Origin of the sequence: Photobacterium lipolyticum (assembly GCF_003026475.1) — a bacterium.
Taxonomy (GTDB): domain Bacteria; phylum Pseudomonadota; class Gammaproteobacteria; order Enterobacterales; family Vibrionaceae; genus Photobacterium; species Photobacterium lipolyticum.
The window spans coordinates 136,408-160,014 of sequence record NZ_PYMC01000004.1 but is presented as its reverse complement, the minus strand read 5'-3'; the positions used below and the strand labels follow the sequence as shown (position 1 = coordinate 160,014).

The window sequence follows — 23,607 nt, the reverse complement described above, 5'->3', positions numbered from 1 at the left end:
GCAACCTACTTATTTCATAGCATGAGGCCAGTCGTCGTAGGATACGGCAGTGATACTGGAGAAGGAGAGCAATGTTACCCGCACTGACATATCAGAGCAGTATTGACGATGTCGTACTGTCTTACCTGAACGAGCTAGAATCGGCCGGATTTACTGGTGATATCGAGAAAAGTTATGCCAGTCGCCTGGCTGTTGCCACTGACAATAGTGTGTACCAACTATTACCACAAGCCGTTATTCTTCCTCGTATTACTGATGATTTATCCCTTATCGGTCAGCTTGGCCAGAAAGATGCCTATAAGAAAGTGACCTTCTCGCCACGAGGTGGAGGTACGGGTACGAATGGTCAGTCATTGACCTCAGGGGTGGTGGTTGATCTTTCCCGTTACATGAACCAGATCCTGGAAGTGAATGCCGAGGAAGGTTGGGTCAGAGTACAAACAGGTGTGATTAAAGATCAGCTCAATGATGCACTTCGGCCTTATGGATTCTTTTTTTCGCCAGATCTCTCGACCAGTAACCGTGCAACCATCGGTGGCATGATCAATACCGATGCCTCGGGGCAGGGATCACTGAAGTACGGTAAAACCTCTGATCATGTTCTTGCCCTGAAAGCAGTATTGATTGACGGTTCGGTTCTCGATACTGAGCCTTTAGATAACGCCGGGCTGGAAAGCTTTGAACATGAACAAAGTCAGGCTGGCGCAGCCATTCGAACTGCCGTTAAAGTGTGCAGAGAGAAACGGCAGCAAATTGTCGACAAATTTCCGCCATTGAACCGTTTTCTGACCGGGTATGATCTGAAAAATGTCTTTGATGATGAGTTGAAGACGTTTGATATTGCCCGTTTACTGTGCGGCTCCGAAGGCTCTCTGGCATTCATCGCCGAAGCCAAGTTGAATATCACGCCAATACCTAAATCGCGGGCATTGGTTAACATCAAATACGACAGTTTTGATTCAGCACTGCGTAGTGCGCCGATGATGGTTGAGGCACAGGCATTGTCGGTAGAGACGGTCGACTCGCGGGTACTTAACTTTGCCAGGCAAGACATCGTCTGGAATACGGTGAGTGATCTGCTGACTGATGTGCCGGGCAAAGATATGCTGGGCATTAACATGGTGGAATTTGCCAGTAATGATCCTGATGAAAATCAGCGACATGTCGCGGCGTTGTGTGAAAGGCTGGATGCGCTGATTGCCCGACAGGCTGACGGTATTATTGGTTATCAGATCTGTGAGGATCTGGCCGGTATCCAGAAAATTTACGCTATGCGGAAAAAGGCCGTAGGTTTGCTTGGTGCCGTAGAGGGCAGTAAAAAACCTATCGCTTTTGCGGAAGATACTTGTGTCCCCCCTGAACATCTGGCCGATTATATTGCCGAGTTTCGTCAGTTATTAGATGAAAAACAGCTTGATTACGGTATGTTCGGCCATGTTGATGCCGGGGTGCTGCACGTTCGTCCGGCTCTGGATATGTGCGATGCGCAACAAGAACGCATAATGAAAGAAATCTCTGATCAGGTGGTTGCTCTGGTCGCAAAATATGGTGGCCTGATGTGGGGAGAGCACGGGAAAGGCTTCCGCTCAGAATATGGTCCGGCTTTCTTTGGCGATGAGTTGTTTACGGAACTTCGTCGCATTAAGGGGGCTTTCGACCCCGACAACCGGATGAATCCTGGAAAAATCTGTACACCGCTAGACTGTGACGAGGAGCTGGTTAAAGTAGATGGGGTTAAGCGCGGTTTTTACGATCGTCAGATCCCCGTAACCACTCGCGACAGCTTTAAGCTGGCGATGGAATGTAACGGTAATGGCTTGTGTTTTAACTATGACACCAGCTCGCCAATGTGTCCGTCGATGAAAATTACTGCAGATCGTCGCCATTCACCGAAAGGACGTGCCGGATTGGTACGTGAATGGCTCCGCCAGCTGGCAGAGCAGGGCATTAATGCCGATGAGCTTGAGCACAAACTGCTGACGTCGACGCCCACGGTTAAACAGATCATTGATCGTCTTAAAAATACCTACGGTGCGGGTAAAAATGATTACGACTACTCGCACGAAGTAATGGAAGCGATGAACGGGTGTCTCGCCTGTAAAGCGTGCGCCAGCCAGTGCCCGATTAAGGTGGATGTCCCCAGCTTCCGTTCACGCTTTATGAATATCTACTACAGCCGTTATCAGCGCCCGGCAAAGGACTATCTGGTCGCTTATGTCGAAAGCTATTTACCTTTAATGGGCAAAGCCCCTGCAACCTTTAATGCCGTAATACGTTCGCCATGGGTGAAGACGCTGACCGAAAAAACGGTCGGTTATGTTGATACGCCCACGCTGTCGGTGCCGACCTTGATGGAAAGCCTGAATGGACACCATGCAACGCGATTTGATCTGCAGTGGTTACAGGCGCTGTCGGACCGGGAACGCCAGAATTACGTTCTTATTGTTCAGGATCCTTTCACCAGTTTCTATGATGCTGAAGTGGTACGTGATTTTGTGTCTCTGGTTGAGAAACTGGGTAAAAAGCCAATGCTGGTGCCGTTTAAACCAAATGGTAAAGCGCAGCATATTAAAGGTTTCTTACGCCAGTTTGCCAAAACAGCCCGTACTACCGCAGATTTTCTGAATCAGTTAGCGGCACTGAACATACCGCTGGTGGGGGTCGATCCGGCACTGGTACTGTGCTATCGCGATGAATACGCAGAAGTGCTTGAAGAGAGTCGCGGTGACTTCCATGTAATGACAGCCCATGAGTGGTTAACGCCATTACTGGCGGAGCTTCCATCTTACCCTCAGCGAGAAGATGACGAATGGTATCTGTTTGCCCATTGCACGGAAAAAACCAAAATGCCAAATGCTGAACAAGAGTGGATGGCTATCTTCAACCGATTTGGCTCTGCTTTAAAACCGGTGTCGGTCGGCTGTTGTGGTATGGCCGGTACTTTTGGTCATGAGAAAGATAAGGTTGAAATGTCGAAAGCGGTTTATGACTTAAGCTGGAAACCCAATATCGATCAGCTTAACCCTGATCGCTGTATGGCGACGGGGTATTCATGCCGAAGTCAGGTAAAACGCCTAGAGCACATTAAAATGAAGCACCCTGTTCAGGTGCTGCTGCGAATCATCAGCAGCTCTGCATTGTGATAATAAAAAGCCCCGGTTGGAACCTCCGGGGCTTTTTTAATACAAAGTAAGTTACAGAATCTCCCGCAGCTTAACCGGCGATAAACAAGACCTGCAGACCACGAAACAACAAACCACAAGATGATATGCTCCCCTGCGCCGGAACGTCGTTATAATGGGCTAGTCGGTCACTTCCAGTAAATAGTTTTCTAATTGATCTGAGAGCCACTGGATCACTGCGCCACGGCGCGATTCACTTTCTACTATTTCACCGTAGGGTTGCCAGGTCATTGCTTTATTATGTTTTATGACCTTAATTGTTCCCTCTCGTAAATGATCATTGATTAGCAGTGCCGGTACATCTGACCATCCGGTACCGTCGAGTACGGCATTTCTCAAATGCTCATAGAACGTCAGGGCAATGTAATTGGTGGATTTCGGGGCAACAGGCTTAAGGCCTTCGTCATCAATATATGCCAGAGCGATTTCGGTATAACGCTCTAAATCTGAACTGCTCACTTTGCGTAACTGGCTGAGAGGATGATTTTTGTGCGCAACTGACATCATTCGAATTTGCCCTAAGTCGAGTTGCAGAACCCGAGGGATCTTGTGATGGCTGGGCAGTAAACCATAGGCAATATCCACTATGTTCTGTGCCACCATATCTTCAAGTTCTGGTGACGGTGCGACGTAGACGGAAAAACTGGTGTTGGGAAAACGGATGTTAAGTTGTTGCAGCAATGCCCGCCATAGCGATTCGGGCAGAGCATCGTCACGGGCAATTCTCAGGGCGGATTCAACACCATTAAGGTGTTGAGAGCATTTAGTCTGGATGTCGTTGGCTATCATGATTAGCCGTTCACAATCGTTGGCGACCGCTTCTCCTATTTCCGTCAGTTTGACCCGGTTGCCTGTACGGGTTAAGAGCTTGACGCCCAAATCATCTTCCAGCGTACTTAATGCTGCACTGACGGTGGTACGGCTTTTGTTTAGCTTGCGTGCCGCTTCGGCAATAGAGCCGGTGTGACTGGTATGGAGAAACATTTCAACCTGACTGATTTTCACAAGCATAATCCTGATGATAAATGTACGGCACCTTAATCAAAAATTGATGGGGTGCTTTAGCGACGAGAAATTGAGCGCTGAGAGATTGTAGCATTGATATTTATCGCGGTACGATTGAATTGCTCTCAAATGAAATAAAAATCCGACGGAAAAATAGACGAGAAAGTCGTCGGTTATTAGAGGTAATTATGGCTTGTAATGTGCAGCTTGAACGAAGGCTGCTTCACTGTTCGACAGTATCATCGTTGTTGTTTTCCCTGATGGGGATAGGCCTTGGGCAATGGATGGGCTCATTGGTTATTGTGTTTGATGGTGCATATTCCCTAGTCAGTCTGGTTTTGACTCTGGTCTCTCTGGTCGCTGCGGCCTATATCCGTAAGCCCGTTGCGAATCGTGATCCGGAAAAACTCGCCAGGGTTGAGCCGATGGTAATCGCCTTTAAAGGTCTGGTTATCACTATGATGTGTTGCGTGTCGTTCATTTCGGCTGTGAAGGCCATTCATCATGGCGGGCGAGATGTTGATACCGGCTTGGCTCTCGCTTTTGGTGTTATCAACGTGGTAGGTTGTTTTGCTAATTATTGGTTCATATCGACGATAGGAAAAAAAGCACAATCGGGATTGGTTGATGCAGAAGTCAAACAGTGGTTGATGGATACGGTGATCAGCGGGGCGGTGCTGGTAGGTTTTGTCGTGGCGAAGCTGTTGGCCCTCTCGGAACTCAGCGCCTATGCGTCCTATGCCGATCCGGTAATGGTTGTGATTGCCTCAATTTATTTTGTCATTGTACCACTGAAAATGATGTTTGAAGCCCTTAGTGAGTTACAGGTGGTTCAGCCACGTGAACCTGGAAAGCTTGCCCTTCGGGAGTGAACCAGCATCTTGAGGTAACTTGGGTATATAGCAAAATGCCGGGCCTCCCTGATATTCAATCTAACGTCCTAGCAACAGCGTGCCTTCTATTTCACGGAAATACTGAGCGGTGTTAATCAGCGAGGTTGCCGTTAGCCCGGGTACGCCATAGATTTCAACACTGACGCCATACTTTGACTGTACCTTTTCAACCAGCAGATCGAAGTCGCCATCACCGGAAAGCAGGATAATACGGTCAACGTCAGGCGCATGCTCAATGACATCTAATGTGATGCCCACATCCCAGTCCCCCTTGGCAGAGCCGTCACTGCGCTGAATGAAGGGCTTGAGCTTTACGTCAAATCCGATACCGCGCAGAATATTCTGGAATTGTCGCTGCTTTTCATCACCACGATGAATGGCATAGGCATAGGCTGCAACAACTTCCCGGCCTTGTGTTGCTTCAGCCCAAAAGGCATTGTAATCAAAGTTACAATGGTAAGTATCTTTCACAGTGTAATAGATGTTTTGAACATCGACGAAAATAGCAACTTTTTCCACAAGAATCCTGATATTAGATCAATAAACATAGGCTGATAAGCAGGTTGCCTTGAAACGTGAAATAATTCAAGTGATGCTTGCTGCACTCTTAATTAGATTTTTTATATAAAGTGAGTCATAGTCTGCATTTGGCTGGTTATACGAGATATGTTGATGAAAAAAATCCTGATTGGCGGATTACTGTTAAGTTCTGCATCCGTCTTTGCACAAAGTTGCCCGGTTGATGTCCAAAACGATATCCATATTAATGAAGGTCAGGTATCTGTTTACCAGAGTGGTCAGCCTAAAATGATGATTGATGAAAATAACAATATTTTCATCAATGGTAAGCAGCTAGATCTTAACGCTATGCAGCGTCAGGCAGTTGAAGCTTATAGTAATGGTGTACAGGAATACCTGCCGAAAATGGCAGATATTGCTAATGACGGTGTCGGTATTGCGACGGATGTTCTGGAAGAAGTGTCATCGAGTTTTGATTCAAAAGAGTCGTTTGCCAACGTTGAATCTTTGATTGACGAATATGGTAAGAAAGCCCAGGAAAAGTTTTATCAGGATGGCGAATTCGTGATGCCGGCGGATATGTTTGCAGATGTGGATTTAAGCTGGAAAGCCGAGTTTGAAGAAGCGATGAAGCATGTCAGTGTCGAATCAATGTCGGGTTTATTTGCTGCGCTCTCTGATGAAATGAAAAACGGTGAAATTAGTTTCACCGAGCTGCAGAATAAATTTTCTGAATTAAAACTGCGAATTGAAGAGCGTATTCAAGCTCGTTCTGGCGAAATCGCAACCAAGGCAAATGACTTGTGTGATTCCATTAAAGGGTTGGCTGAAGAAGAACAACAGCTGCACAAAGTTATCCCTGAACTAAAAGATTATCAGATGTTTGAAATTTGATAGTTGAAAACCATTAGGCTAATCGTCTGGAAAAAATGGTTTTATGTTTCATTATGGCGCCTTATTTAAAGCGCCTTTTTTGTGCCCAGAAAAACTGGCGCGGCCCAACAAATGGTACGATGGATTAAGGCAATATTAGCCCCCGATTAAAACGGTTGGCATCCCCATAATAATTGTTCCACCATGTGCCGTGGTGTCTCCCATGCGTGCTGCCGGTTTATTATTGACTAGTACTGTAGCACTACCTTTAACTACGCTGTCAGGCGGTCCCACACAAATACAGATTTGACCTAATGTTGCAGCCGGCATATTGCCAATTAATACCGTCGTGGGTAAAGGTAGTAATGGACCGCCAACATGAGGGATAGGCACGATAGCAGGAGTCTGCATCGGACAGATATGCATATCTGTTGCTCTGGCTGCTGGTAACATGGTTAACCCCCTATCTGTCCATTGCCGCCTTGGGCTATATTGAACCCCATTGAAAAATAGTGTGAGTAACGTTCTTTCGCGGCTAATCCATCTGGCATGACCGCAGAGAGATTTATCGCTCCTGCAACGGCATGTGAATATAAATATTCAGGGGGGGGGACAATTGGCTCTCCTGCTGCAATCATACTGCCACCACTCCAAAATGCGGCCTGGGCAACCCAGCCGGCCCCCGTTTGTAACTCTGCCTTTTCTGCCATTTGTTCAGCAAATCGACGTGATGTTTCATCTGGCGTGTGAACCCATGCTTTTGCAGCTCGAATTGCATTGGTTTCATCAACATTCCAATCATCTCTCTGGTCCGCACAACAACATGCCCACCAAATAGCTTCTCTAACGGGTAGCGCATGGGCAATGAATATAACAGCATCACTGAACAACTCAGCGGTAATTGCGGCATGAATGAGAGCTGCAGGCTCATTATGCCGCCCTGCGAGTTCGACAAGCTCATCACTTGCCTCATATAAACGTAAAATATCATTGGCAGTTTGATGTGGGATTTTTAAATAAGTCATTAATTAACCTTGGCGATAGCCCCTTGAATTTGTACCATGGCACCAGCTTTAACTTGCGTCATTGCGCTTCCGTTCACCTCGACTAATGCGCCTTTAACATCTGTTTTTGCTTGGCTTTCTATCGCAATCATAGCGGCCTTAATTTCTGCTTTTGCTTGCCCCTTTATTGAAATTTGAGCGCCAGATATCTTAATCCCGCTTTGACTCAACTCTATAGAAGTACTGCCTACCGATAGCTTTATTTTAGTTTTACCTTTGAGCTCGATGGTTTGGCCATCAATAACTACTTTTGATGAAGCACTGATTTGAGTATCTTTACCGGCAGTGCTACTGATAGTTGCATCTGATTGTAGTGTAAGATCTTTTGTTGCACAGGTACTGAATTTATCTTCAGTTTCAAGGCTCATTGTTTCTTTGCTTTTCCAGTTCACCGTTTTGTCTATATTAAAACTAGCCAGCCCTTTGACGGTCTGTTTTAAGTCATTTTTAACATTAACGGTAAAATCTTTTTCAGCTTGAAGAAAGATTTCTTCCTTGTCTTTTTTGTCTTCAAATCGAAGTTCGTTCGCGGTACTAGCATTACCATTTGGGGTGGTGCGAGTTTTTATGCCACTTTGGGTCGAAACGCTATAGGGTGGTTTGTTCTTTCCGTTGTAAATTGAACCTGATACCACCGGACGATCGGGATCGCCATCAATGAAACTGACCAGTACCTCATCACCGATACGTGGAATAAATTGGGTTCCAAAGCCATTACTTGCGGCTGGTTGGGCTACGGGGATCCAGCAAGAGCTATTTTCATCCTTCTTGCCGTCTTTATCCCAATGAAAGTGGACCTTTATTCGACCAAATTTATCTTGGTTGATCTCTTCGCCACTAGGACCGGTAACCTCTGCACTCTGAATATTGTGTATGCTTGGCTTATTAATGAAAGCGGGGCGCCAAGGAACATTTGCAGGAATACACTGGAAGTTATTCGTATACTCAACATTGGCACCATTTTCACTTGCTTCGAAATAATGCTCTGCCTGAGAAATCAGGTATTCCTGATTGTAGTCTGACTCAGTATGATCGGTTAGGGTAAAGCGCAAGCCAGCCCCTAATGAAGGGATCGCTGATTGAGCATGAATAACTACTTTCTGGCAATCAATGCTTTCCATCTGGCGTTTAGCGGCATCTCGAATTGTGCTTTTCGTGGTGTTTCCCTGACCAAAAAAATATTCACTCAAAGCATTGTCTTTCACTGAGGCTGTTGTGTTTCGTTCGCCACTGGTTAAGCAATCAGCGAGTTCTTCGCTGTGATCGGCTAACAGTAATTTACTGGTTCCTAACCGATGTTGATAATGCCATTGAGTTATGGAAAAAGTCTTATCGTTAGCCTGAACAACGAAGGGGATTTTGTCGCTTTCTGCTTTGGCAAAATCTTGGTTACTGTCTGCGATGATGATTGATGGCTGGTTACCACTATGTTTACAGTGATAATGCCACCCTTCTGAAGCCATTAGGCGTTTTATGAAATCTAAGTCATTTTCGTTAAATTGAATACAGTAGCCATGCTTAACGCCAGCGTTGCGAGTAGACAATTTGAAATAGCGTTTTAGACCAGAGTCAGCTAACACTTTTTCAATTATTTGTTTTGTTGTCATATCTTGAAAGCTACGACTGGTTGTACGGTAAGCAAAAATAGAAAGGGGATCGATAGCTTCAACTTGATATGCGTAGAGTTGTTTATTGAAGTTATACTCAATGTTTTCTAATGATGAAATCAAAGCAAGAAAACGGCGTCCTTTTTTTCTGCGACACTCGACTCCAGGAGAATATTGGACATCTAATACTTTCCCCAGCACTTTTTCGGATATTTTTTCCTTCGAAAAAAAAGTGGCTGTAAATGTTGAGTTATTGGAAATTTGTTCTTCTACGGTTAGTTTTGTAACGATGTATGGCCCTTTACCATCCAATTTTGCAAGAATAGGGCGCTGTTCTTCATTGTAATTGGTGGCAGACATGTAGTGATTCTCTTATCGTTATAATAAAGCCATCAATAGCTTGTTCACGTTAAAACAAATCATATTGAAGAGCAAAGCTTAGGTGTGCTGGGTTTGTTGATTAAATGTGAGTGTTTGTTGGTGGCTAAATTTACTGTTTATAATAAATGATTAAAGTCTTATTGGTAAGTATATTTTAATATACCCAACTCACAGATCTGATGAGTTGATTATATTCGCACATGTTATATGCCGTTAACACCATATGAAATGATACATATAACCATTAAGAGGTATGTTATTTCCACCTTTAAATTGATAATTAATAATTTAAGAAGTTACAAACGTTACAATCGTTACAATATGATGTGTTTTCATGTGGGAATATCCAACCTTACAATTCTATATTTCAGCGATTAAGTTTTTTTTCGGCATTTAATATGTGCCTAGAATAATCGACAAGAGATTTGCTGTGGTCTGATGAGGTAAAAAATATTGTTCAATTTATTAATCTCCTGATAGTATTAAAAAATAAATATTAGAAGACAGGCAATGAAAGGTGGTTTATATGCAGGCTGTTTCTTTGCTGTCTAGAATTTCATATACGCATCAGTGAATAGGTAGTGGTGGTTTATTTTCATTAAAATGTCCCTTAGATAAAAGTGAAAATATAAAAACAATAATTAATGCAATAGGGTTTATATTTGTTTGGTGTTTTTATGTTAACAACTAAACGTATTTTTATTTAGCAATTACTGATGAATATAAGTGGCAGATAAAATGAAATTTTCTGAGAGCCAACGTCAGAGTTTATTGTCACCATTAGAAGATGATAATTTTTGTGGTTTGTATTTAAAGTCAGATCGCCAAGCATTTCGACCGTTGCGTAATGAATTTAATTTAGCGCAGACGTCATTACGAAAGCTGACTCAAAATCCCGATCCTAGTGAGTTCGATGCATTATTTGAAGAAAACAAAAAAAATTGGAATGTATTGTCAAATAGCTTGGGTATTGTGTTCGCTAATTCGTCCCGCGATATTGAATTGACAGGGTGGATGATGGCCGCACAAGTGGTTATTGACCCTAGTTTATCAGGAGCTAAAGAAACGGCTTTATGGTTGCAGGAGTTAGTTTCGGTTCATTGGGATTCACTTCAGCCCGTCTTGCCTGATAGTAAAATAAAGGCTGATAACGAAGACGATAAATCTAATGAAATCAATGCATTTAAAGTAAAAGCGTTTATTCAGTTGGTCGGTGAAAGCGAAGACAGCAGCTTACTTTACTCACCGTTTCTCATGACGCCTCTGATTGGTGATTTGGATTATTCTCGTTATCAAAGTGAAGAATATAAAGGTAACTTGCCTGAGATCCGCAGCCAATATCACAATCTCGCGTTAACTGATAAGAATCAAGTTATTGATTTAATTGATAACTTGAACGATTTGAAAAATAGCTTCGTTGCGATTGAGCAAAAAGTCACTGAAATTGGTAAGCAATGCCTACAGTCACCCGTGGGCTTTAAGTTTGTCATTGGCTTAATTAACAAGATGCTGGGTGCGATTGAATTTATATCAGGGCTGAAGCCATCGACAACGGTAGCGACGGTGAATGGAGCGACTCAAGAAGCCCCGGCACAAATAGAACCGCAAGCTGAGCCTTCACATCACACTCATTACGCGGAGCATATCGAGATGGCAAAACAACAGGCCGCGGTAAGTACAGTCTCTTTTGCTTCGCTTGGCGAGCAACAGGCGTTTAATCGTGATCAGGTGTTTCATCAACTTCGTGATATTGCTGATTATTTCAGACAAACCGAGCCTCACAGTCCGGTGGCGTACCTGCTTGAAAAGGCTATACGTTGGGGCTATATGCCGTTGCCGGAATTAATGGGTGAGCTGTTGTTAAATCAGCAAGATACGATTGAGCGCGTATTTAATCTAACCGGCTTAGATGAAGAAGGGCAAGTCGCACTGCCGGAAGTTAATCGAACAATGAGATCCACACCTGTTTTCTCTACGCCGATCCCAGCGAAAGAGCCGGACCCGGTAGTAGATACGAAGCCTGTTTCCCCTGTTCCTGAAACAGAGAAAACAAATAATCAAGAACCACAAAAAACAGAACAGAAATCAAAATCAAGCAGCGCGCTGCAGTGGTAATTGATGCTGTTACTGCACATTTATTAAAAAGAGGATAGTTATTATGGCGAGCATCTATATGCGTATCGATGGCGTTCAAGTTGACGGCGGTGCAACGGCAGAAGGCCTACCTGGTGACGGTTGGTTTGCACTAAATTCATACAGCTGGGGCGCGGTGCGTTCTGTTGCTATGGATATCGGCAACGGTACAAATGCCGATTCAGGCATGGTTGCAATGAGCGAAGTTAATGTAACGAAAGAAGTGGATGGCGCTTCTGAAGATCTACTGTCTTTCTTGTATAGCCCGGGTGCTGAAGGCAAGGATGTAGAGATCGTTTTCACAAAACCTGCTCGTGATGGCTCAGGTGCTGAAATCTACTTCCAAGTTAAATTAGAAAAAGCACGCCTTGTGTCATACAACGTAAGTGGTTCAGACGGCTCGCAGCCTTTTGAAAGCATTGCTCTGTCTTACATTCAGTTAGATCAACTGCACTGGCATGAAGACAACGGCGGCAAATTGGAAAAAGGTGGTCTTGTTTCTTACCACGTTCCACAAGGCAAGATGCTTTCAGGTTCGAAGTAATCTGCTGTTATGCGCCGCTGATTCGGTGGCGCATAACTACTATTTTGTTTGGTTCTCATAAAGCTCGAAAGGTAGGGAAGCATGGCTCTCAACTCGCAACATAAGCGTGTCAGCAAAAACCGCGTCAGCATAACGTATGACGTAGAAACCAATGGTGCAACAGAAACAAAAGAACTGCCTTTTGTTGTGGGTGTGATTGGTGATTTTTCAGGGCACAAACCAGAAAGTGACAAGGTAGATCTTGAAGAACGCGAATTTACCGGGGTCGACAAAGATAACTTCGACACGGTTATGGGACAAATTAGCCCAAGCTTGTCTTATAAAGTCGATAACAAATTGGCTGATGATAACAGCCAGTTCGAAGTGAATTTGAACTTCAAATCAATGAAGGACTTCCATCCTGAAAACGTGGTTGAAAAAATTGAACCGCTGAAGCAGTTGGTTGAAACGCGTAACCAATTGAAAGTGCTGTTGAGCAAAGCTGATCGTTCACGCGATTTAGAACGACTGCTAAAAGAATTGTTGCAAAGTGCAGATGCTATCCAACACCTTGCAAGCGAACTTGGCGTTCAAAAAGGGGAAGCTGAATAATGTCGACTGAACAACAAAATGTAGCTCAGCAAGCCGTATCGGTTGACGGTGAAGTGAGCTTCCTTGAACGCGCTATTACTGCAACAACTCAGACGCCGGTTGATACCACGAAAGAGTTGCTATCTGTACTGATGTCTCAAGCACTCGAAGGCACAGTAACGTGGGATAAGAATCTGACATTGACCATTGAGAAGGCGATTGCTGCGCTTGATGTGAAAATTTCAGAACAGCTATCAACGGTAATGAAGAATAATGCTTTTCAAAAGTTGGAAGGTACGTGGTTAGGTTTACAGAAGCTGGTTAAAAACAGCGAGCTGGGTGCTGACCTAAAAATCAAACTTGCCGATTACACCAAAGATGAACTGCTTGAGCAGTTTGAAGATGCACCAGCCATTGATCGAAGCCGTCTGTTTACTATGATTTACCAAGAAGAATTTGGTACTGCGGGTGGTCAACCTTACGGTGCGCTGCTAGGTGATTACGAATTCGGCTACGGCGATGAAGACGTGGCATTGCTGCGCTATATGGGTGAAGTTGCTGCTGCATCTCATGCCCCTTTCGTTGCCGCGGCTAATGCGAGCATGTTCGATTTTGAATCGTTCGAAACGTTCAATGAAGGTAAGCCTGTTGCTGCCGGCTTTGATTCTCCAGCTTATGCTAGCTGGAATGCATTCCGCGCGAGTGACGATTCTCGTTATGTTGCACTAACGCTGCCAAAAACGATTGCACGCCTGCCATATGGCAAGGGTACAGTACCTGTGAGCTCGTTTGACTTCGAAGAATTTGCAACCGATGCTAACGGCAAGGCTATTCCTCAGTCACAAAACGATTTTGTCTGGAGTAATGCAGCCTACGAATTCGGTTTACTATTGACTCAAGCGTACACCAAGTATGGTTGGTGTACGGCGATCCGCGGTACGGATAACGGTGGTAAAGTTGAAAATCTTGCTAACTTTACCTATCACTCTTCTGCTGGTGACTTGGTACAGCAATGTCCGTCAGAAGTGAATCTGACCGATGAACGCGAAAAAGAACTGAGTGATCTTGGGTTCCTTCCTTTAGTTCACTACAAAAATACCAATTACGCTGTGTTTATGGGCGGACAAACAGCTCATAAACCAAAAACATATACCGATCCCGACGCAACAGCAAATGCTGCCATTTCAGCTCGTCTGCCATACACCATGGCAAGTAGCCGTATCGCACTATATCTGAAAGTGATGGGACGCGATCGTATTGGCTCGAATATCGATTCAGGCAATATCGAGAAAGAATTGACTGACTGGATTCAGCAGTATGTGAACCCAAATGCGATCGGCAATGAAGCAAAGGCAAAATACCCGCTTGTTGAAGCACGTGTAACGGTAGCTGAGCAAGCTGGCCGACCGGGTTGCTATTCTGCAATTGCCCACCTTCGTCCATGGTTACAAATGGAAGAACTAACGACCTCATTACGTATGGTCGCGAATATTCCGGGCTAATCATTAATCTCGGGAGCTAAGGCTCCCGAGAGGAGCATCTATGACTGTTATCAATCCAACATTATCCGCCAATGTCTTAACCGACCTAGGGCCATGGCGAATGTTGTTAGAGCATGCTCAGCAGCAAGATGTTTCTTGTTTCAAAGCAGCGATCAGCCGTGTTATCACTCAGCTGGATCAATTGATGAGTGACCAACTTTCTGCCGTTATTCAAGCCGATGAATTTCAAAAACTAGAAGCAAGTTGGTCTGGGCTACAAAGCTTAGTTCAGTTGCCTGTGTCGGGCCGTAGAATAAAAGTGAAGTTACTTGATTTCAGCTGGAACATGTTATCGACCGACCTTAATCAGGCGTTTGAAATCAGGCGGAGTGCGCTATTTAAAAAAGTCTACTCCAATGAGCTAGATACGGCGGGCGGTCAACCTTTTGGCTTGCTGGTTGTTGATCATCATGTTCATTCAGACTTAGACGAAGATAGTGATTTTGATGATCTATACACACTGCAACTGGTGGCGGAATTAGGCGAGCGTTCACTGTGTCCGGTTGTACTTGGGGTTGATAATGATTTCTTTGGTGATGAGCCTGCGAGATTAGTGCACGACCATGCACGTATTAGTCGTATTTTGACCAGCTTGGACCTACAAAGCTGGCAGTTATTGCGAGAGCACGGTTCAAGCCGATTCTTACATCTCGTATTACCTGAGTACTGTATCCGCCAGCCAAGAAGAAACTGCCCTGTGGGATTTGTGTTTAATGAAGCAAATACCAACAAAAGTGTGCTGTGGGGGAATGCGGCGTACTTATTGGCAGCAAATGTTATTCGCGAATTCGACCGTATCAGCTGGTTTGGTTTTTTAAGGGCGCACGATAACACGGGAAGCCATGGCGTATTGGTTGATTTAAATGGCAGTATTTGTTCTCCGCTTAAAGCGCGTATTGATATTTTCAGTGAAAGTGACGGTTTTTGGGCCGATCAGGGTTTTGTGCCGGTATCAAGTCTTTATCTAAGTGGTCAGCTAGGACTCTTTAGCAACCAATCGGTATGGAAGCCTGCTAATGAAGCCAGCAAAACCAGCGGTATGCTGCAAACCAACCTGATGGCCTGCCGCTTTGGTCATTATATCAAGGCAAAAATGCGTGATCGTGTCGGTAGCTTTGACAGTGCGGCGACTTGTCAGCGCGATTTGGAAAAGTGGCTACAAAACTATATCAGCAATGTGGATTATGGCGATGAATCCATTATGGCGCGTTACCCGCTTAAGCATGCTGAAGTGCGTTTTATTGAAGATTGCAATGACGCAACGCGATATCGCTGTCAGATCAAACTACAGCCGCAATACCAGTATGAAATGCTAGACACCCACATCACGTTGATGACCGAAGTGTCGTCTAACAAGCTGGGAGAAGCGTAATGAGCCTGATAGCCAAACTTAAAGGGCAGTGGAATGATGATATCGATGATGTGCGTGATGCCATTATTGAGAATTTGTCTGCCTTGCTATCGGCGCGGGCACCGGTGTGGCACCGCGGTGACCTGAGCCCGTTAGTCCATGACTCTATTGCCGCATTCGGCATGGTGAATTCATTACGCAGTCAAGGGAAAAGCAGCGGTGATTTGATTCTACACGATGTTAAGACGTTGATTGTTCAGTTTGAACCGCGCTTAAAAGAAGTCGATGTGGAGTTGGATGAAAGCTCTGTGGCAACCAATAAATTGACGTTCCGAATCGAGGGCGTTATCAGCAGTAAATTTGGTGAAGAAGTGGTGGTGTTTGATTCGAGCCTTGATTTTACCACCAGCAGTTTAGATGTAAGGAAGACCAATCTTGTCTGAGTCATTATTAAGCTATTTTGAACAAGAACTGGCTTTTATTCGCCAAGAAGCGGGTGAATTTTCACGTCGTCATCCCGGATCGGCTAAATCACTGGGGATCAGTGACGACAGTATTGATGACCCGCAAATTTCACGTTTAATTGAAAGTGTTGCATTGCTAAATGCGCGCTTACAGCAACGACTAGATGACTCGTTTCCACAGTTGACGGATAGCTTGCTACGTCTGTTATTTCCCCATTATCTTCGTCCAATTCCATCTTATAGCATCCTGAAAATGCAGCCTTCTGACGAAGTGAGTGCCAGGCATTTCATACCGAAAGGAACCCATTTAGGTATTTCAGATACCGAGGTTGAGACAACGGTTTTTCGCACCTGCCAGGATGTGACGTTATTTCCGATCAACCTAACATCAGCCTATGTTGCAATGGCACCGTTTGATGTTGAAAAGCCGAAGGGGGCAGAACAAGCAAAAGCGATGCTTGAGCTCCAGTTGCAGACAACGGATCCCAGCGTTCTGTTTTCGGATCTCGACTTAGCGTCTCTTGAGTTGTTTCTGCGTGGTGAAACGCAATCCGTACTGCGACTTTATGATCACCTGCTATCTGGGGTGAAACAAGTTTGTGTCCAATACGGTGAGAATCGGGTGTCGTTAGGCCGCGACGCGCTGGCATCTGTTGGGTTTGATGGCCAACATCAGGTGCTGCCTTATAGCTCTCGCAGTTTTGGCGGATTCAAGCTACTGACTGAATTTTTCACCTTCCCAGAACGATTTCATGCGATTGAGTTGGATCTTGCGCAGTCATTGCGTTACGCACATAGCAGCAAGATCCAGATCCAGATATTTTTGGATGATATGGATATTGATTTATCTCGTAGCCTGGGTATCGATAATTTTCATCTGTTCTGTACCCCGATCGTCAATCTGCAAACATTAACGGCTGAGCCATTAACGATTAATTTTGGTCACAGCCAATACCCAATCGTGCTTGATGCGGGTGGCCAGCAGCAACTTCAGCTGTTTGCTATTGAGAAAGTAACGGATGTCACCGAGCAGCAGAGCTGTGCTGTACCGCCGTTATATGGCGAGAAATACCGGGGTGCAGAAATTGGCCTGAGGTGGCAATTGGTACAAGATTGGCAAACAGATACCTATTTACAGAGCAGTTTACGCGTTGCTGATCTTGAGCATACAAGTGCCAGCAGTGAGGCGAGGACCTGGCTTGTCTCTGCGACATGTTCTGATGGAGTGCTAGCCGGTCAATTATCGATTTCGAGCCAAGTCAGCTGCCGTGATTCGATTTCGTTACCGGCACATTTACAGCTGCTTCGCCGCCCGACCAATCAGGTCCGAATTAAGGCGTCTGAGCAAAATGCCTGGCCATTATTGGCGCATCTGCATTTTAATTACCATGCGTTGCTTGGTTCGGATGATCCTGTTTCAGCATTAAAAGCAATGCTGAGTCTTTACAACCATACCGAAAGCTCGCAAAACAACGCGTATATCGCGGCTATTCAACGATTGGATCAAGAGCAAGTTGTCGCGCCAGTCCGAATTTCGGGCAAAAGCTGCTTTGCTTATGGCACCCGCCTCAGCGTTACCATCAGTACCAAAGAGCTGGGTGGCGGCGGTGTTGAGCTATTGTCTCAGTTGCTTGATCGTTTCTTTGCTTATTTTGCCGGCTTCAATAGTTTTACTCAGGTTGTCATTCTGATCGAAGGCATTGAAGGCGAACATAACGTCTTTCCAAGGAGGTCTGGATGCAAAAATATGCTCTGACTCAACTTCTTAGAGAGCCTTATACCTTTGACCTTCATCGAGCGATGCAACTTGTTAAGCATGAAGCCGCAACCGAGGGAAAAAGGCCAGTTGTTTCGTTTTCAGCAAGCTTACTCCCTGCTTATCAGCAGGCTGACATTGTTGAAGTGCGTAATCCGATTGCCGGTAAATGGGAATTTACCTGTGATTTGCCAGCGTTGTCTGGCAGCCAGGGCGTTATGCCGCGTCACAGTTACAACGAATCATTAAAAGAGCTGTTTGAGCAGGGCAACAATGCGCTGGTCGATTTCTTCAATGGCTTTAACAACCGTTATTACCGTTTGTACTGTCAAACCGAATTAAAAAACGATCTATCCGCTCAGGCAGAGGAAGAGTATTTCAGTTGGAACCGCCATGGCTTATCGTTAACCACCATGTTGGCCAATTTATACGGCGATTTAGGCAATAACCGTACGTTGCCCTCTGCGCACCTGATCCAATATTCGGGTTTGTTGGGATTAAAGCTTTCATGCCCGCATGCCTTGAAAGATCTGCTCGCTGACTATTTTGAATACGAATTTGAAGTTGATTATGGCGATGTGGACTATGTCCCCTTGCTGCCATGCAGCGTGACTAAATTAGGGGCAAGTGGACAAAATAATCAATTGGGTTTCGGTGCGTTAGTCGGGAAAAGTGCTGTCACGGCTTTTCAGCGCCTCGAAATAATGATCAAGCCCAATAATAACCAGCAGTTTAATCAGATCAGAAATGATAGCCAGCTGGTCAGCGCGGTAGATTCTTTTGTTCGCCATTACATGGGGGTCGATATCAAACTGAAATTAATGATCAAAGTTGATGGCAAATACCTTCCCGGATTACGCCTGACAACAGAGAGTCAAACTGATATTCGCTTGGCGCAATCGACGTGGCTTGCTCCAAAACAGATAACCAAAGAACACGTGGTAATGCCACTAAAAATAAAAACAAGGATACAGCATGATCAACGTTGAATTGCAGAGCTTGGTTAGACGACTTGCAACACCATTAAAAAGTGCGCTTGAAGCTGCCGCGGGTGATTGCATGGCTCGGACACACTTTAGTATTGAGCAAGAGCATTGGTTTAATCAGTTACTGAACGAACCTAAGAGTGGTTGGGTTGAGTCATTACAGCAAGGAAATGTCGGACGAGATCAGCTCGTTGATCTGCTATCTCGCCATTTGAATGGTTTATCTCGAGGTAATGATAGTTCGCCAGCCTTGTCTCCGACCTTGGTCGAATTGTTGAAAGATGCGTGGTTATTGGCATCTGTTAACCACAGTAATACCGAAGTTAATGGTTTCCATATTTTGCTGGTATTGAAGCAGCGATTGGCGCAAGGCGGATACAATGGAGATTTGACCTCATGGTTAAATACATTGTCTGTCGAATCGCTGAAAGCGAGTGCAGCCAGGCAAGAGTCAACACCGCGTTCAAATCTCGCAGGGGACTCTGCCAAAATGCTGGCGGGGAGAGAAACCAGTACCGTCGCGCTGGACAAATACACCCAGAACCTGACGGCGGCGGCAAGAAATGGCGAGCTTGACCCGATCTCTGGTCGTAATCCTGAAATTCGTAAATCCATTGATATTTTATGCCGCCGTCGCCAAAACAGCCCGATCTTAGTGGGTGATCCGGGCGTCGGTAAAACAGCGATTGTCGAAGGTTTAGCACAGCAAATTGTTGATGGCAATGTACCGCCGTCATTGGCCAATGTTGAGCTGCGCACTCTGGATCTGGCATTACTACAAGCTGGCGCAAGTATTAAAGGCGAATTTGAAAATCGTCTGCAAGACGTGCTGACCGAAGTTAAGCAGTCTCCTCACCCTATTATTGTCTTCATTGACGAAGCGCACAGCTTGATTGGGGCGGGAGGCGCCGCTGGCCAAAATGATGCAGCAAACCTATTGAAGCCCGCTTTGGCCCGTGGCGAGTTCCGCACGATTGCGGCAACCACATGGGCTGAATACAAACAGTATTTCGAAGCCGATGCTGCGCTGACTCGCCGCTTCCAGCTGGTCGCTGTCGGTGAGCCGAATGAAGACGATGCGATTCAAATGCTGCGTGGCGTGTCCCGCGGTCTGGAAAAGCACCACCGCGTAAAAGTACTGGAAGAGGCCATTGAATCTGCGGTTCAACTGTCAGTTCGTTTCTTGCCCGAACGTCAATTACCGGATAAGGCCATCAGTTTGCTTGATACCGCTTGTTCACGAATTGGGTTAAGTCAAAGTGCGTTGCCACAAAAACTTGATGGACTGGGGGAACAAATTCGTTATGCCAAAAATGAAATCACAGCCGTCGAGCGCGAGCATGCCATGTTGGCCAACGGGGCTGACAAGTTAGTCGTTGTACAGCAAAAACTAATACAGTTGGAGGCTGAATATTGTCAATTGGCCCAGCGTTGGGAGGCCGAGAAGGCGCTAGTAACCGATATAACAGAGCTACAAGACATCATTGATGATAAATATCTGGCGGGTGACGATGTTGCCGATAGTGCCGAGCAACAACGGTTAGCTGAAAAGCTCAATACGTTACATGAGCTACAAGGTGAATCACCTCTGGTGATGCCACAAGTTGATACCCAGACTATTGCCGAAGTGATCTCGCTCTGGACCGGTATTCCTGTTGGTAACATGGTCAAAGACGAAGTCGAACGTTTACTGCATTTAGAGCAGCGCATTGGCGAGCGCGTTATCGGGCAAACAGCACCGATTGAAGAGATTTCGCAAGCCATTCGTATGTCGCGTGCAGGCCTGACCGATCCACGTAAACCGATTGGCGTTTTCCTGATGTGCGGCCCGAGTGGGGTAGGCAAAACCGAAACCGCATTGGCGCTTACCGACTTGCTTTATGGCGGCGAGAAGAACATTACAACCATCAACATGACCGAGTTTAAAGAAGAGCACAAGATCTCGATGCTGTTGGGTTCTCCTGCAGGTTATGTCGGTTACGGCAAAGGCGGCGTATTGACCGAAGCCGTGCGCAAGAATCCGTATTCTGTTTTATTGCTCGACGAGATGGAAAAAGCGCACCCAGGTGTGCATGACCTTTTCTATCAAATCTTTGATAAAGGCTCTATTTCCGATAGTGAAGGTCGTGAAATCGATTTTAGAAATACCATTATTATCATGACGTCGAATGCGGCAGACAGTGCGGTGGTAGATGCTTGCGCAGAAGAAAGACCGAGCATTCCTGAGCTGACCCAAACGATTTTCCCGGCACTGCAGCAGTACTTTAAGCCGGCCTTTATTGGTCGTTCGACAGTCGTCCCTTATTTTCCATTGAATAATGATGAGATGGCGAAAATTGCCCGCTTATCTCTGCGTCGCATAGAGAAGCGAGTAAGCAATCACTATGGTGCTACGTTCACATATAGCGATGATTTGATTGAGTACTTGATTGCACAAAATCATTCGCCAGAAACCGGGGCTCGAGCAATTGAACAGATTATTAATCGTAGCTTGATGCCAGAGCTTGCGACCCAGTGCATCGTCCGATTGAGTAAGGGGCAGCCAATCAATGCTATTAGCACCCATTATCAAGCCGGTGAGGTTAGCTTCGATATCGAATAGTTCAATGGTGAATAAATAGCCTTAATAAGAAAAAAACAGATCGCTGTATTTAGCGGCGAATCTGTCTGGTTCATCCCGGTAATTGCTTCGCTGCTAAATAAGTAAGGAAGATAAGAATGTCAATATTTGGAAAACAAGATGCTAATGTCTGTTATGAAAAAACAGGTAATGGACCTGACCCAAGATTAGGTATCGCCGTGCGAGGTTCAATTCCGCTTCGTAAAATGCGCTTAACCAATTATGACGTGTCAGTGAAAGACATATATATGTCGGGCGTTCTGGAATCCGTCATTGAAGAGCTGGATATTTTAGAGCGTTTAAAGTGTAAGAATATTTTTGTTACTAACCGATATAGCAGCGTCAAGATTTGGATTAATCGCAGCAGTAAAGAATTAAATGCAGCGGTGGCTTGTCCATTCGCGAACGCGGTTGTGAACAATTTTGCATCATTGGCATTAAAGGGCGCAACCGCAGGATTCACCGCAACAACCTTACCTGTGATTCAAGGTGCACTGACACCTTCATTGGGGGCTGATAACGCAAAATTAGTGACTGACGTTGCGGGCAAACTTATTGAAAAAGGCAATACCACCTCACCTGTTGGTAAGAACAAGTCAAGTGCAGGCAGTGATTGGAAAGGTATCGCAAAAGATGCGATGGCGTTAGCGTCAAATACGAAGGCCGCGGTAAGTAAAAAAGATTGTGATATTACGTTTGTTGGTATGTCGGTACAAACGCCTAAATTTCGCGATCAAAAAAAGAGGCTTAATGTTGTTCGTCGGTTAATTCATAACGCCAAGTCTCGTTTGTTCCCCGATAAGCTAATTGTTCGTGTGGGGTCTGAATTTAATAAACATCATGCCGGGTGCGTGATTGATTTAGGCGTACGAGCGATTTCTATTCATGACTTAATTATGTTTCTTTCGATATATGCCGAGCAAGGAAAACTGCTCAACTGTTTTCACGATGTTTCAAGTTCAGATGAAGTTGCTGGCAAAGTTAATATTATTTAGGAGTTACAGTTATGCCTAGTAAAGCCTCGGTTATTTTAGGACCGTTGAAACAAGTGCCAGCCTATATGAAACGGCTGCCTACACCGATACAAAAAGCTTCGGAATCAAAATATTGTGGTTATGCGAAGGATCACGTAGGGGATGCGATTGGTCTTGTTACGGGGTCTGTGGAACAGGCGGCAGAGGCGGCAAAAACCGCAGCAGAAGCGGCGGCAGATACCGGGATAGATTTTGTTGGCCCGGGGCCGATTGGCGATACGGTCTCGACTGCGATTGAATCGGTTCAGGCTATTCTGGAGTGGGCGGGACAACGTAAGGGAAAAGAGCTACCGGCAAACCCTTTGTTGCAATTTTCGGATGTAAACCGTCGTGACATGTTGCCGTCGACAGTCGCTAATACCAAGTGCCATAGCTATTTCAAAAAGCGGATGATCAAGAAAATTGCGGGTTCGGCCTATTCGACGACAGGGTCGTGGCTTGCGGGGGCGACGCAGGTGAACGTCAACGGGGCGATTCGTCATGGCCGTTCCAGTGCAAAAACAATTGCGCATATTGCTCGTTTTAAACAGCTGCTTGATGGCTTTAAAAGACAGGGGTATGAAGCCGAAATTGAGATGTGTAAAAGCTTGCTGCGCTGGAAGGCCACTAAGCTTACCTCGCAGGGATGTCAGCTTGCTGCCGATCTGATCCCAGGTTCTGCCGGAGCGCCAATTGCCGGAGCAGTGATCAGCGGCGCGGCTTCGCTGGGTACTGCGGCTTACATGCGCAGAGAGGAAGATCTTATTGCGAGTACCGCACAGATGCTGCACAAACGTGCTTTTATGGAGCTGTCCAACAATATGGATACCGAGCACCGCAGTGCCTACACCGTGGCGCTTGATTCTCCGGCGGTGGAGTTGGTGCGGGAAATGTTTAATCAAATAGCTCACATCGAGAAGGAAAAAGTGCTGATTGATTTCCATGGACACAAATTAAAAGTCGGCGGGGAGTACCTCCGGGCTGACAAATTTATGCGTGAGCCTGCTGGTTGGTTAGTACTCGTAGACAAATTAAGTTTACTTTAAGATATCGGCCTGAAAGGGCCGATATTTTCAGCTGAAAAACAATAACGATAATAAATATT

19 protein-coding genes are annotated in these 23,607 nt (G+C 45.4%); 14 read left to right on the top strand and 5 right to left on the bottom strand.

Annotation, left to right across the window (positions count from 1 at the left end; genetic code table 11):
• Window positions 1-71 precede the first annotated feature (71 nt).
• The gene (gene ydiJ / locus C9I89_RS08195; RefSeq protein ID WP_107282863.1) at window positions 72-3,143 is read left to right on the top strand and encodes a D-2-hydroxyglutarate dehydrogenase YdiJ; all 3,072 of its coding nucleotides are present in this window, start codon (window positions 72-74) and stop codon (window positions 3,141-3,143) included.
• Between the two features lie 159 nt (window positions 3,144-3,302).
• Here the strand turns inward: ydiJ and C9I89_RS08190 are convergent, their stop codons facing one another.
• Complete coding sequence (locus tag C9I89_RS08190) at window positions 3,303-4,187, bottom strand: LysR family transcriptional regulator (protein ID WP_107282957.1); 885 nt, start codon at window positions 4,185-4,187, stop codon at window positions 3,303-3,305.
• A 188-nt stretch (window positions 4,188-4,375) separates the two neighbouring features.
• Between C9I89_RS08190 and C9I89_RS08185 the strand changes: the two genes are divergently transcribed.
• Window positions 4,376-5,059, top strand: coding sequence for a cation efflux transmembrane domain-containing protein (locus tag C9I89_RS08185; protein ID WP_107282862.1), 684 nt, complete (start codon window positions 4,376-4,378; stop codon window positions 5,057-5,059).
• A 60-nt stretch (window positions 5,060-5,119) separates the two neighbouring features.
• On the opposite strand, the gene C9I89_RS08180 is transcribed toward C9I89_RS08185, so the two are convergent.
• Window positions 5,120-5,599, bottom strand: a complete 480-nt coding sequence (locus C9I89_RS08180) for a LabA-like NYN domain-containing protein (protein WP_107282861.1) — start codon at window positions 5,597-5,599, stop codon at window positions 5,120-5,122.
• A 153-nt stretch (window positions 5,600-5,752) separates the two neighbouring features.
• On the opposite strand from C9I89_RS08180, the gene C9I89_RS08175 reads away from it, so the two are divergent.
• Window positions 5,753-6,493 (top strand): YggN family protein, encoded by a 741-nt coding sequence (locus C9I89_RS08175; RefSeq protein ID WP_107282956.1) that lies wholly within the window; start codon window positions 5,753-5,755, stop codon window positions 6,491-6,493.
• 135 nt (window positions 6,494-6,628) lie between these two features.
• On the opposite strand, the gene C9I89_RS08170 is transcribed toward C9I89_RS08175, so the two are convergent.
• From C9I89_RS08170 to C9I89_RS08160, 3 genes are read right to left on the bottom strand one after another with little or no spacing between them, the layout of a single operon-like run.
• Window positions 6,629-6,925 carry a PAAR domain-containing protein gene (locus C9I89_RS08170; protein ID WP_107282860.1) on the bottom strand — a complete coding sequence of 99 codons (297 nt, stop codon included), beginning with the start codon at window positions 6,923-6,925 and terminating at the stop codon, window positions 6,629-6,631.
• A 2-nt stretch (window positions 6,926-6,927) separates the two neighbouring features.
• A complete protein-coding gene (locus C9I89_RS08165) occupies window positions 6,928-7,497 on the bottom strand; it encodes a DUF6931 family protein (protein ID WP_107282859.1) in 570 nt (189 codons plus the stop codon).
• On the bottom strand, window positions 7,497-9,455 hold the full coding sequence (locus C9I89_RS08160) for a type VI secretion system Vgr family protein (RefSeq protein WP_245905436.1): 1,959 nt from the start codon (window positions 9,453-9,455) through the stop codon (window positions 7,497-7,499). The genes C9I89_RS08165 and C9I89_RS08160 overlap by 1 nt, the downstream gene beginning before the upstream one ends.
• Window positions 9,456-10,262: 807 nt before the next feature.
• Here C9I89_RS08160 and C9I89_RS08155 point away from each other — a divergent pair.
• The 11 genes from C9I89_RS08155 (at window position 10,263) to C9I89_RS08105 (ending at window position 23,548) form a co-directional block, all read left to right on the top strand.
• Window positions 10,263-11,639: a type VI secretion system protein TssA gene (locus C9I89_RS08155; RefSeq protein ID WP_107282955.1), complete on the top strand. Its 1,377-nt coding sequence runs from the start codon at window positions 10,263-10,265 to the stop codon at window positions 11,637-11,639.
• Window positions 11,640-11,682: 43 nt separating this feature from the next.
• On the top strand, window positions 11,683-12,201 hold the full coding sequence (locus tag C9I89_RS08150) for an Hcp family type VI secretion system effector (RefSeq protein WP_107282857.1): 519 nt from the start codon (window positions 11,683-11,685) through the stop codon (window positions 12,199-12,201).
• 81 nt (window positions 12,202-12,282) lie between these two features.
• Entirely contained in the window at window positions 12,283-12,792 is a 510-nt protein-coding gene (tssB, locus tag C9I89_RS08145; RefSeq protein WP_107282856.1) for a type VI secretion system contractile sheath small subunit, read from the top strand.
• Window positions 12,792-14,273, top strand: coding sequence for a type VI secretion system contractile sheath large subunit (gene tssC / locus C9I89_RS08140; protein WP_107282855.1), 1,482 nt, complete (start codon window positions 12,792-12,794; stop codon window positions 14,271-14,273). Before tssB ends, tssC begins: the two co-directional genes overlap by 1 nt.
• A gap of 40 nt (window positions 14,274-14,313) precedes the next feature.
• Window positions 14,314-15,684: a type VI secretion system contractile sheath domain-containing protein gene (locus tag C9I89_RS08135; RefSeq protein WP_107282854.1), complete on the top strand. Its 1,371-nt coding sequence runs from the start codon at window positions 14,314-14,316 to the stop codon at window positions 15,682-15,684.
• Window positions 15,684-16,106, top strand: a complete 423-nt coding sequence (gene tssE / locus C9I89_RS08130; protein WP_107282853.1) for a type VI secretion system baseplate subunit TssE — start codon at window positions 15,684-15,686, stop codon at window positions 16,104-16,106. Before C9I89_RS08135 ends, tssE begins: the two co-directional genes overlap by 1 nt.
• Window positions 16,099-17,883, top strand: coding sequence for a type VI secretion system baseplate subunit TssF (tssF, locus tag C9I89_RS08125; RefSeq protein WP_107282852.1), 1,785 nt, complete (start codon window positions 16,099-16,101; stop codon window positions 17,881-17,883). Before tssE ends, tssF begins: the two co-directional genes overlap by 8 nt.
• Complete coding sequence (locus C9I89_RS08120) at window positions 17,865-18,872, top strand: type VI secretion system baseplate subunit TssG (protein ID WP_107282851.1); 1,008 nt, start codon at window positions 17,865-17,867, stop codon at window positions 18,870-18,872. Before tssF ends, C9I89_RS08120 begins: the two co-directional genes overlap by 19 nt.
• The gene (gene tssH, locus C9I89_RS08115) at window positions 18,859-21,471 is read left to right on the top strand and encodes a type VI secretion system ATPase TssH (RefSeq protein ID WP_107282850.1); all 2,613 of its coding nucleotides are present in this window, start codon (window positions 18,859-18,861) and stop codon (window positions 21,469-21,471) included. The genes C9I89_RS08120 and tssH overlap by 14 nt, the downstream gene beginning before the upstream one ends.
• A 116-nt stretch (window positions 21,472-21,587) precedes the next feature.
• On the top strand, window positions 21,588-22,484 hold the full coding sequence (locus C9I89_RS08110) for a hypothetical protein (protein ID WP_107282849.1): 897 nt from the start codon (window positions 21,588-21,590) through the stop codon (window positions 22,482-22,484).
• 11 nt (window positions 22,485-22,495) lie between these two features.
• Window positions 22,496-23,548: a hypothetical protein gene (locus C9I89_RS08105; RefSeq protein ID WP_107282848.1), complete on the top strand. Its 1,053-nt coding sequence runs from the start codon at window positions 22,496-22,498 to the stop codon at window positions 23,546-23,548.
• Window positions 23,549-23,607: the final 59 nt, after the last annotated feature.

What these genes read in the sequence shown, in the direction of transcription:
- C9I89_RS08110 (WP_107282849.1), top strand. Translation starts at nt 21,588, where the DNA reads ATGTCAATATTTGGAAAACAAGATGCTAATGTCTGTTATGAAAAAACA.
- tssH (WP_107282850.1), top strand. Translation starts at nt 18,859, where the DNA reads ATGATCAACGTTGAATTGCAGAGCTTGGTTAGACGACTTGCAACACCA.
- tssC (WP_107282855.1), top strand. Translation starts at nt 12,792, where the DNA reads ATGTCGACTGAACAACAAAATGTAGCTCAGCAAGCCGTATCGGTTGAC.
- C9I89_RS08135 (WP_107282854.1), top strand. Translation starts at nt 14,314, where the DNA reads ATGACTGTTATCAATCCAACATTATCCGCCAATGTCTTAACCGACCTA.
- C9I89_RS08185 (WP_107282862.1), top strand. Translation starts at nt 4,376, where the DNA reads ATGGCTTGTAATGTGCAGCTTGAACGAAGGCTGCTTCACTGTTCGACA.
- C9I89_RS08150 (WP_107282857.1), top strand. Translation starts at nt 11,683, where the DNA reads ATGGCGAGCATCTATATGCGTATCGATGGCGTTCAAGTTGACGGCGGT.
- tssB (WP_107282856.1), top strand. Translation starts at nt 12,283, where the DNA reads ATGGCTCTCAACTCGCAACATAAGCGTGTCAGCAAAAACCGCGTCAGC.
- C9I89_RS08105 (WP_107282848.1), top strand. Translation starts at nt 22,496, where the DNA reads ATGCCTAGTAAAGCCTCGGTTATTTTAGGACCGTTGAAACAAGTGCCA.
- ydiJ (WP_107282863.1), top strand. Translation starts at nt 72, where the DNA reads ATGTTACCCGCACTGACATATCAGAGCAGTATTGACGATGTCGTACTG.
- tssE (WP_107282853.1), top strand. Translation starts at nt 15,684, where the DNA reads ATGAGCCTGATAGCCAAACTTAAAGGGCAGTGGAATGATGATATCGAT.
- C9I89_RS08165 (WP_107282859.1), bottom strand. Translation starts at nt 7,497, where the DNA reads ATGACTTATTTAAAAATCCCACATCAAACTGCCAATGATATTTTACGT.
- C9I89_RS08175 (WP_107282956.1), top strand. Translation starts at nt 5,753, where the DNA reads ATGAAAAAAATCCTGATTGGCGGATTACTGTTAAGTTCTGCATCCGTC.
- C9I89_RS08120 (WP_107282851.1), top strand. Translation starts at nt 17,865, where the DNA reads ATGCAAAAATATGCTCTGACTCAACTTCTTAGAGAGCCTTATACCTTT.
- C9I89_RS08155 (WP_107282955.1), top strand. Translation starts at nt 10,263, where the DNA reads ATGAAATTTTCTGAGAGCCAACGTCAGAGTTTATTGTCACCATTAGAA.
- C9I89_RS08170 (WP_107282860.1), bottom strand. Translation starts at nt 6,925, where the DNA reads ATGTTACCAGCAGCCAGAGCAACAGATATGCATATCTGTCCGATGCAG.